Origin of the sequence: Acinetobacter sp. YH01024, assembly GCF_013420195.1 — a bacterium.
Lineage (GTDB): Bacteria > Pseudomonadota > Gammaproteobacteria > Pseudomonadales > Moraxellaceae > Acinetobacter > Acinetobacter amyesii.
In genome coordinates, this window is the sequence record NZ_VOYQ01000072.1 from 1 (window position 1) to 8,366 (window position 8,366).

The 8,366-nt window shown below is 41.1% G+C and carries 8 protein-coding genes; 2 read left to right on the plus strand and 6 right to left on the minus strand.

The window, feature by feature from the left end; all coding sequences use genetic code 11:
- Nucleotides 1-352 precede the first annotated feature (352 nt).
- Nucleotides 353-625 carry a hypothetical protein gene (locus FTT88_RS16345; RefSeq protein ID WP_180174113.1) on the minus strand — a complete coding sequence of 91 codons (273 nt, stop codon included), beginning with the start codon at nt 623-625 and terminating at the stop codon, nt 353-355.
- A gap of 225 nt (nt 626-850) precedes the next feature.
- Between FTT88_RS16345 and FTT88_RS16350 the strand changes: the two genes are divergently transcribed.
- Nucleotides 851-1,492, plus strand: a complete 642-nt coding sequence (locus FTT88_RS16350; protein ID WP_180147601.1) for a YitT family protein — start codon at nt 851-853, stop codon at nt 1,490-1,492.
- A 493-nt stretch (nt 1,493-1,985) separates the two neighbouring features.
- On the opposite strand, the gene tyrS is transcribed toward FTT88_RS16350, so the two are convergent.
- Nucleotides 1,986-3,218 carry a tyrosine--tRNA ligase gene (gene tyrS, locus FTT88_RS16355; RefSeq protein ID WP_171262600.1) on the minus strand — a complete coding sequence of 411 codons (1,233 nt, stop codon included), beginning with the start codon at nt 3,216-3,218 and terminating at the stop codon, nt 1,986-1,988.
- A 63-nt stretch (nt 3,219-3,281) separates the two neighbouring features.
- Here tyrS and FTT88_RS16360 point away from each other — a divergent pair, with 63 nt between their 5' ends.
- Nucleotides 3,282-4,409: an anhydro-N-acetylmuramic acid kinase gene (locus FTT88_RS16360; RefSeq protein ID WP_180050960.1), complete on the plus strand. Its 1,128-nt coding sequence runs from the start codon at nt 3,282-3,284 to the stop codon at nt 4,407-4,409.
- Nucleotides 4,410-4,465: 56 nt separating this feature from the next.
- On the opposite strand, the gene FTT88_RS16365 is transcribed toward FTT88_RS16360, so the two are convergent.
- The 4 genes from FTT88_RS16365 to FTT88_RS16380 form a co-directional block, all read right to left on the minus strand.
- Nucleotides 4,466-5,752 (minus strand): lytic murein transglycosylase, encoded by a 1,287-nt coding sequence (locus FTT88_RS16365; protein ID WP_180163445.1) that lies wholly within the window; start codon nt 5,750-5,752, stop codon nt 4,466-4,468.
- 728 nt (nt 5,753-6,480) lie between these two features.
- Nucleotides 6,481-7,602 carry a 5-(carboxyamino)imidazole ribonucleotide synthase gene (locus FTT88_RS16370; protein WP_168379845.1) on the minus strand — a complete coding sequence of 374 codons (1,122 nt, stop codon included), beginning with the start codon at nt 7,600-7,602 and terminating at the stop codon, nt 6,481-6,483.
- A gap of 16 nt (nt 7,603-7,618) precedes the next feature.
- A complete protein-coding gene (gene purE / locus FTT88_RS16375; RefSeq protein WP_078189531.1) occupies nt 7,619-8,131 on the minus strand; it encodes a 5-(carboxyamino)imidazole ribonucleotide mutase in 513 nt (170 codons plus the stop codon).
- Nucleotides 8,132-8,244: 113 nt separating this feature from the next.
- The coding region (locus FTT88_RS16380; protein ID WP_180005585.1) for a zinc ribbon domain-containing protein at nt 8,245-8,366 on the minus strand (122 nt) is incomplete at its 5' end.

An 8,366-nucleotide genomic window follows, 5' to 3' on the forward strand; every position in this document is an offset into this window, starting at 1 on the left:
GTTCAAATGGCTATTCTACGTTTGATTGGTTTTGGAAAAAAAGAAGAATTTAAGAAAGTGCTAGCAATTTTAAGAAAGAAAAAGCCTGATAGGACAAGGATCCTATGAAATTTGTCGTGTACAGAGGCATTTTTTATAAATTTTTAGCAAATAGTCGATATTTAATTAAGTAAATTTCTTATATCTAGCAAATCTTTTTCAGCGCTTTTAAATCTAATAAAAGTAGCTTTGATTATTTATTGATCATTAGTCTACTTTTCTTCCTCAAAGCACATCATTTTTTTCTGTCATCACACCGATTCAAGCTTTATAGACATTTTTTTGCGTGCATTTTTATATTTCAAAGCATTTTTTAACGTTCAAATGCTAAATGTTGCATGACTTCCAAGATGACTTGTTGCTTTCCACGGAAATCCTCGGCAGAAAATAGCAGCTTGGCACGTCGAGGGAGTTGTTCTCGTACCAATGCAAATAGTTGGTACTGTGCTGCGATATCCAAATCATGTAATTGTTGCTGCGCCTCACAAAATAATGCTCGCTTATACTGTGTGGTTTGGTGATCAAATAAATATCTCAAGATTCGATCAATCTGTTCATCATGATTATCGGTATCGTAATACGCCATGTTGTTGCTCTTTTTTGATTTTTGACCATTGTTCCATAAGGCCTGTTTTTGCAAAAATCATTTTAATTACATGCTTAGTCATTTTTGCTGATAAAAATACAGCCTATTTTATTTGAATAATCACTATTAACGATCACAGTCATAAAAAGCCACTATTTTTGGGCTTTAGACGCATAGAGCGCAGGCTGCGTTTTACGTACACTCTTTTTATTTTTTAGGTGCAGGATGCCAACACAGTTTTTTCCACGCTTATTCTTACTATTAGGCGGATTAGGATTTTTGGCTTTTGGTGTCGTACTCTCTATACATTCAAATTTAGGGACATCCCCTATTTCCTCGGTGCCCTATAGCTTTAGCTATATCTTTCCTCCCACCGTCGGCACATTAACAGTATTAATGCATATCGTCATGATCCTGCTGCAAATGCTGATCTTAAAATCACGCTTTCAGTGGATACAGTGGTTGCAATTACCCGTGGGAATTTTGTTTGGTGCATTTATTGACGGTTTAATGTGGCTGACCCAAGGCTGGAGCATAGAAAGTTACCCACTTCAACTCCTGGCTTGCTTGGCAAGTTGCCTGATTACTGCTTTAGGTGTGAGCTTAGTGGTCAAAGCCAGTCTAGTCTTCTTGGCCGCAGAAGGCCTCTATCAAGCCATTGCTGTTCGTTATCGCCTTGATTTTGGCAATTGTAAGACCTATGGCGACATTCTCTTGGTCAGTATTGCAGTTATCAGTAGTTGGCTGGTCTTACATCAAGTCATCGGAGTACGTGAAGGCACCATTATTACCGCACTTTTAGTGGGGACTTTAGTCAAGCGGATTTTACCTAAATTAAGCTTCATTCAATTTGGCTCTAAGCCCTAAAACCAAGCTCCATGAACATCTATCTGAGTAAAGACATTTTAAAGCTCGATTGAATCGGGCTTTTTTTCTGGCGCGATTAAAGTCTTTAATACAGAAATGAATGTGATTTTTGAAAGGAATAGCTCAATTTTACAAATAAAAAAGGGAAAGATCTCTCCCAAAATCTTTCCCTTAGAATTGAATCTTTAGTCGATCCATCGTGTAGTTATTATAGTTATTTGTTAACTCACTAAAAAAAGAGTCCCTTGGGGAAGAGACTTATAAAAAGTGGAGTTATCGTTATGTACCCTCTAGATGGTATATATCTCTCTAGATGAATAAATCTTATACATAAAATTCAAGAAATGCAACACATTTGGAAAAATTTAAGTGTTGTTTTTATAAGGTTTTTTTTGAATTTGCTTATTTATATTATTAATATATTAATTGGTAAAAAAAAGCAGGCCGAAGCCTGCTTTTAATTCAATAACTTAACTAAAAATTCAAGAATTTATTAGTCGGTAAAAGTTACTTTTGCGATCGCTTTTTTGCTCGCTTGGATAATCAAAGTTTTGTTTTCTGACACAGCATAACCTGCATCAACCACTTCCCAATCCACTTTCACTGCACCACGACCAATTGCATCTTTTGCTTGAGCTGCATTTTTAGTCAAACCCGCTTCACGCAAAATAGAAGTAATGAAAATCTCACCACCAAATGCGCCACGAGAAATAGTCACTTCTGGTGTACCTTCTGGAAGTTCACCTTCAGTAATCAAGTTGCCTGCACCTTTGTGCGCATTTGCCGCAGCTTCTGCGCCATGGAAACGCTCAACCAATTCAAGTGCAAGAATTTTCTTCACTTCTTGTGGATTACGACCTTCAGCCACTTCTTTAAGCAACTGTTGAATTTCTTCAATCGATTTAAAGCTCAACAAGTCAAAGTAACGTTCGATCAAATCATCTGGCATTGAAAGCACTTTTTGGTACATCGCACCCGGTGCATCAAATACGGCAATATAGTTACCCAAAGATTTAGACATTTTATTTACGCCATCTAAACCTTCAAGAATTGGCACAGTAATGCACACTTGAGATTCTTGATCATAACGGCTTTGTAATGTACGACCCATCAGCAAGTTAAAGGTTTGGTCTGTACCACCCAACTCTACATCCGCTTCTAGCGCAACTGAGTCATAACCTTGCACCAATGGATATAAAAATTCGTGAATCGCAATTGGTTGATGGCTGTTATAACGTTTAGTGAAGTCATCACGTTCCAACATACGTGCCACAGTTTGCTGTGAAGCCAACTGAATCAAGTCAGCAGCAGTTTTTTGACCAAACCACTCTGAGTTAAACACAACTTTAGTTTTCGCAGGATCAAGAATCTTAAACACTTGTTCTTGATAAGTTTTAGCATTTTCTAAAACTTTTTCACGTGACAACGGTGGACGCGTAGCGCTCTTACCCGTTGGGTCACCGATCATGGCTGTATAGTCACCAATCAGGAAGTAAACTTCATGACCTAAATCTTGGAAAACTTTTAATTTATTAATCAGAACCGTATGACCTAAATGTAAATCAGGTGCAGTCGGGTCAAAACCCGCTTTAATTTTTAATGGGCGATTCTGCTTTAATTTCTTAAGAAGATCTTCTTCAGAAATAATCTCATGTGTGCCTCGTTGGATGAGGGCAAGTTGTTCTTCAGCCGGCAGGAAATTTGACATCACAAAATCCAAATAGATCAGTTATACAATTTGTGCGATATACTAACACTTTTTCAGCACATTGCAGGCTTAAGAATCATCATGACAGCGATCTACATTGGGGTAATGACCGGCACGAGCATGGATGGTGTCGATATTGTTGCTGCTTCTTTTGATCCTTTAGAGATTCATGCGACGCTCACACTTCCCTTTGACCCAGACCTTCGTGATGAACTGATGGCCCTCACCTTGCCTGATGATAACGAAATTGATCGCATGGGTAAGGCAGACGTTGCTTTAGCTCAAATGATCGGTCATGGCATCAATGAGTTGATCGAGAAGAATGAGCTAGATCGTAGTCAAATCAAGGCGATTGGCTCGCATGGACAAACCATCCGTCATCGCCCTGAACATGGTTTTACCCTACAAATTGGCGACCCAAACATTATCACCGAACTCACTAAAATCCCGGTGATTTCAGACTTCCGCCGCCGTGATATGGCTGCAGGCGGTCAAGGCGCACCTTTAGTTCCTGCGTTTCATCAAGCGCTTTTCCAACATGATACTATTCACCGTGTGATTTTAAACTTGGGCGGAATTGCCAATGTCAGCATGTTACCTGCAGGCAAACCTGAAGATGTCTATGGCTTTGATACAGGCCCTGCCAACATTTTAATGGATGCTTGGTGCGAACGTTATACTGGTCAGCCGTATGATGAAAATGGCAACTGGGCAGCTTATGGTCAACCTATTCGCAGTCTGCTCGACCGCTTACAAGCGCATGAGTTTTTCTCTAAGGAACCACCTAAAAGCACAGGTCGTGAAGACTTCAATCTAGAATGGTTAGATGAACAGATTCTCGATTGGCGTGGAGATCTCGAATATGACGAACTCGAAGATACGCCAGAAAACATTCAAGCAACCTTAATGAAACTCACCACACGCGCCATTAAAAAAGCCATTTACCGTTCTGATATGGATACTGGTGAAGTCTATGTCTGTGGTGGTGGTGCATACAATTCGCACCTATTAGAGCAACTGCGCTGGCGTTTACGTAAACATGAATGGACGGTGCAAAGTACCGCAGATTTAGGCTTAAGCCCAACATGGGTGGAAGCCACAGCCTTTGCTTGGTTGGCGATGCGCTTTGTCAATCAGCTTAGTGCAAATTTACCAAGTGTGACGGGTGCTGCTGGCTATCGTATCTTAGGTACAATCACTGCGGTTTAAGAGTCAAAAACATATAAAAAAGGTCTGCAATTGCAGACCTTTTTATTATTGATGAATTAACGCATCATATTTTTCGCATTTTCATTACGAAATGCCCGTAAAATCTGCTGTCCCGCCCGACCTGTTGGACTTAAACCCAGTCGATTTTGCTCTTGTCGAATGGCTTGACGGGTTTTATCTCCAATTAATCCATCCACTTTACCGATGTCATAGCCGCGGTTAAGTAAAAATTGTTGAATCTCACGTCGTTCCGCACGTGAAGTCCCAGGATCATCGGTTGGCCATGTCGTACTAAAGCCACCCTTGCCTTGCAAGCGATCGGATAAATGCGCAATCGCTAATGCATAACTCTCTGCCGCATTATAGCTGTAGATTGCATCGAAATTTTTAAACACTAAGAACACAGGCCCACTTGCCCCAGCCGGTGCCATTAAACCTGCTTGGCTTGATCCAGAAAGGTTACCTTGAATTAACGGCGTACCATCGGCACGCTGCAAACCACGATTCATCCAGCTGTCTAATGACTTTTTATTACGGCGACTTTCTCCACTGATCGACATGCCATCCGGAATTTTGACTTCAAAGCCCCACGGCTGACCAGTTTGCCAACCACGCTTTTTCAGGAAGTTGGCTGTAGATGCCAACGCATCCGTGGTGCTCGATACCAAATCACGGCGGCCATCACCATCAAAATCCACGGCCAGTTCTTCATAAGTACTCGGCATAAATTGGGTATGACCAAATGCACCTGCCCACGAACCTTTCAATTGTGATTCATTTAAATCACCACGCTGCAAAATCCGCATGGCTGCAAAAAACTCGCCACGGAAATAGCTTTGACGGCGTCCTTCACAACTTAAAGTGCCCAATGACTGTAATAAAGGATAGCTACCCGCAATATCACCAAAATTACTCTCCACACCCCAAACCGCGACCACGGTTTCAGCAGGCACACCATAAGCCGCTGCGACACGGTTTAATACATCACGATGCTGCGCCAATTTCTGCTGACCCAGTTGTACACGCTCTTCATCTACCAGACCGGACAGATAGTCCCAAATCGGAGTTGAAAACTCAGGCTGATAGTTGAGCTTTTCAATCACAGAATAATCAGGTGTTAAATTTTGTGTATAGCGATCATAAGTGGATGCACTCACACCAGCATTCATTGCTTGCGAGCGCAAATTGGCTAAACAACCTTGAAAGTTATTTTGTGGTGAAATGCTGCTTGTTGTAGGCATGCTCGACGCATTGACAGACTGACCATTAATAATCAACTCGGCATTTGCCTGAGTTATTGCCAATAAAGCAGTCCCGAAAACAAATCCTAAGTGATGCTTCATACCCTAGATCTTTTTTGAATTTAAATTGTTGCTTTAACAATAGCAGCTCAAAGCAAAAGTTAAAGGTTCAAAACGTAAATTTAAATTCATATTTTATACTTATTTAAATTCATTTTTAAAATTTGAATTCAAAAGCAGTTATCCACAACCCAACTTTAAATTCATTAGAAACCAAACAGCGGTTTAAATTTAAATTCAAAACTTTTAAATTTAAAATAAATTAGGCGCATAAAAAATTACCCACAAATGCAAAATGGGGTAAAAATTTATTTTTATTATTAATAATCAAAATATTATAGGTTTTAAAATACACTCCCTATAGATCCAATAAGTCTGAGCAACTTTTAAATTCAAATTTTAAATTTAAACACAGCGAAATGAATTCATTTTTTCAAATTTGAATTCATAAACTTTGAATTCATTGCTTTTGGTATCGGATTTTTTGAATTCAAATTCATAGTTTGAATTCAAAAACACAATTTAAATTCAAAACGCTTTGGTTATTTTTGATTTTGATTCACACACATCACAGGCTATTGATACACAAAAAATCATACGAAGATTAACGCAGAATATTTATAAACGAACGAACACTTTATGATCCATAGTTTCTTATCGTTTCACCGATAAGCGGTGTGATTTTGCAAAGAGGCGCAATGATGCCCGAACTACAGCGATAAAAAAAGCGGCCATGTGCATGACCGCTTTTTTATCATTCAAACTCAGGTTTAAATGGTCATATCTTCGCTAAGTGCCAGTGGATTCGGCAAAATTTTCGCCAAAGCACGACATAAAGCTGTTAATTCAGCGGTATCGTTCGGCATTAAAGTGATGTGACCAATTTTGCGACCTTCACGCTCTGTTTTGTTATACAGATGCAAATGCGCGCCATTCAGTGCCAATACATCTTCAGATTTCGGATGTTGACCAATGATGTTTACCATGACCGTTGGACGAACAACTTCAGTCGAACCCAAAGGTAGACCTGCTACAGCACGAATGTGGTTTTCAAACTGTGAACACACTGCGCCTTCAATCGACCAATGCCCAGAGTTATGCACACGTGGCGCCATTTCATTGGCATATAAGCCTTTATCGGTCACAAACAGTTCTAGCGTCAAAACACCGACATAATTCAAATGATTGAGCAGGCGAGTAATGTAGTCTTGCGCAACTGGTTGTAAGTCTGCGCTGTTTGGCGCAGGCACAATCGAATGCGACAAAATGCCGTTGTGGTGGTGGTTTTCCGCCAATGGCCATGTTTTCACATCACCGTCTTGACCACGCACCGCAATGATTGAGACTTCACGTGAGAAGGTTACAAAGCTTTCCGCAATCAATTCACCAGCAGGGCCCAGTTCAGCCCATGCTTGATCCATTTGCTCAGCGCTACGTAGCACAAATTGACCTTTACCGTCATAACCGCCACGCGATGTTTTCAGTACGATGGGTAAACCCAGTTCAGCAACAGCGGCTTCTAAACTCTCTAAAGACGTCACGGCCTTATAGGGTGCAACTGGAATAGCCAACTCATCAAACAAGGCTTTTTCAGACAAACGATGCTGTGCAATCGCTAAAGCTTGGCGCGGTGGGTGCAATGCTTTGTTTTTGGTCAATACATCAACATCTGCCAGCGGGGTATTTTCAAACTCTAAGCTGAAAACATCTGCGCTCTGAATGAAATCTTGCAAGCCATTTTCAGCTTGGGTCGAAATCACTGGACCTAGGGCTGCAGAAGGGCAGTCGGTACTCGCTTCAAAGAAGGTGCATTGAATGTTTAAAGGTAATGCCGCTTGCGCCATCATACGACCCAACTGGCCACCACCAAAAATACCAATGGTTTTATCCATGAGAAATGCCCCTTAATTAAGCTTGACCCGGAATATTTTTACTCGCCACTTTATCGGTTTGCGCAGCACGGAAATCTGCAACATTTTTTGCGATTTCAGGCCGTGTTAAACCTAAAATTTGTGCAGCCATGATCGCCGCATTGGTTGCACCCGCTGGGCCAATGGCCAAAGTACCGACAGCAATCCCTGCAGGCATTTGTACAATTGAAAGCAGTGAATCAACACCATTTAGAATCGATGATTTTACCGGTACGCCGAGTACAGGCAAATCAGTCTTGGCTGCACACATGCCTGGTAAATGTGCTGCGCCGCCAGCACCGGCAATAATTACTTGAATACCACGATCACGTGCGGTTTCGGCATATTCGAATAATCGATCTGGAGTTCGGTGTGCAGATACTACTTCCGCTTCAAATGGGACGCCAAGCTGTTTGAGCATATTGGCAGTGTTTTCTAGCGTTGCCCAATCCGATTGAGAACCCATGATAATTCCAACGAGAGGAGTGTCTTGTGAAGCGGCCGCATTCATTGCAATGTTTCCAGAGATTAAAGTAAGAGAGAGTAAATCTCGACTAGAGCCAAGCTTTAATAAGAGCCCCGTATTATAGACTGAAAATTCATCTCATTGACATCCTCCCCCCCTTAAAAGAGGGTGATTCCTACAGCTAGACGCTTATGCCCAAGCGCAAGAATGTTTAGAGCTGAGTTTATATCTCGATCATGAGCTGTACCACAGCTCATGCACTCCCATTCTCTTATTCCAA

Excerpts from the sequence above, each read along its gene's own strand:
- FTT88_RS16370 (WP_168379845.1), bottom strand. The coding sequence starts at position 7,602 with ATGGATAAAACCATTGGTATTTTTGGTGGTGGCCAGTTGGGTCGTATG.
- FTT88_RS16350 (WP_180147601.1), top strand. The coding sequence starts at position 851 with ATGCCAACACAGTTTTTTCCACGCTTATTCTTACTATTAGGCGGATTA.
- FTT88_RS16345 (WP_180174113.1), bottom strand. The coding sequence starts at position 625 with ATGGCGTATTACGATACCGATAATCATGATGAACAGATTGATCGAATC.
- purE (WP_078189531.1), bottom strand. The coding sequence starts at position 8,131 with ATGAATGCGGCCGCTTCACAAGACACTCCTCTCGTTGGAATTATCATG.
- FTT88_RS16360 (WP_180050960.1), top strand. The coding sequence starts at position 3,282 with ATGACAGCGATCTACATTGGGGTAATGACCGGCACGAGCATGGATGGT.
- FTT88_RS16365 (WP_180163445.1), bottom strand. The coding sequence starts at position 5,752 with ATGAAGCATCACTTAGGATTTGTTTTCGGGACTGCTTTATTGGCAATA.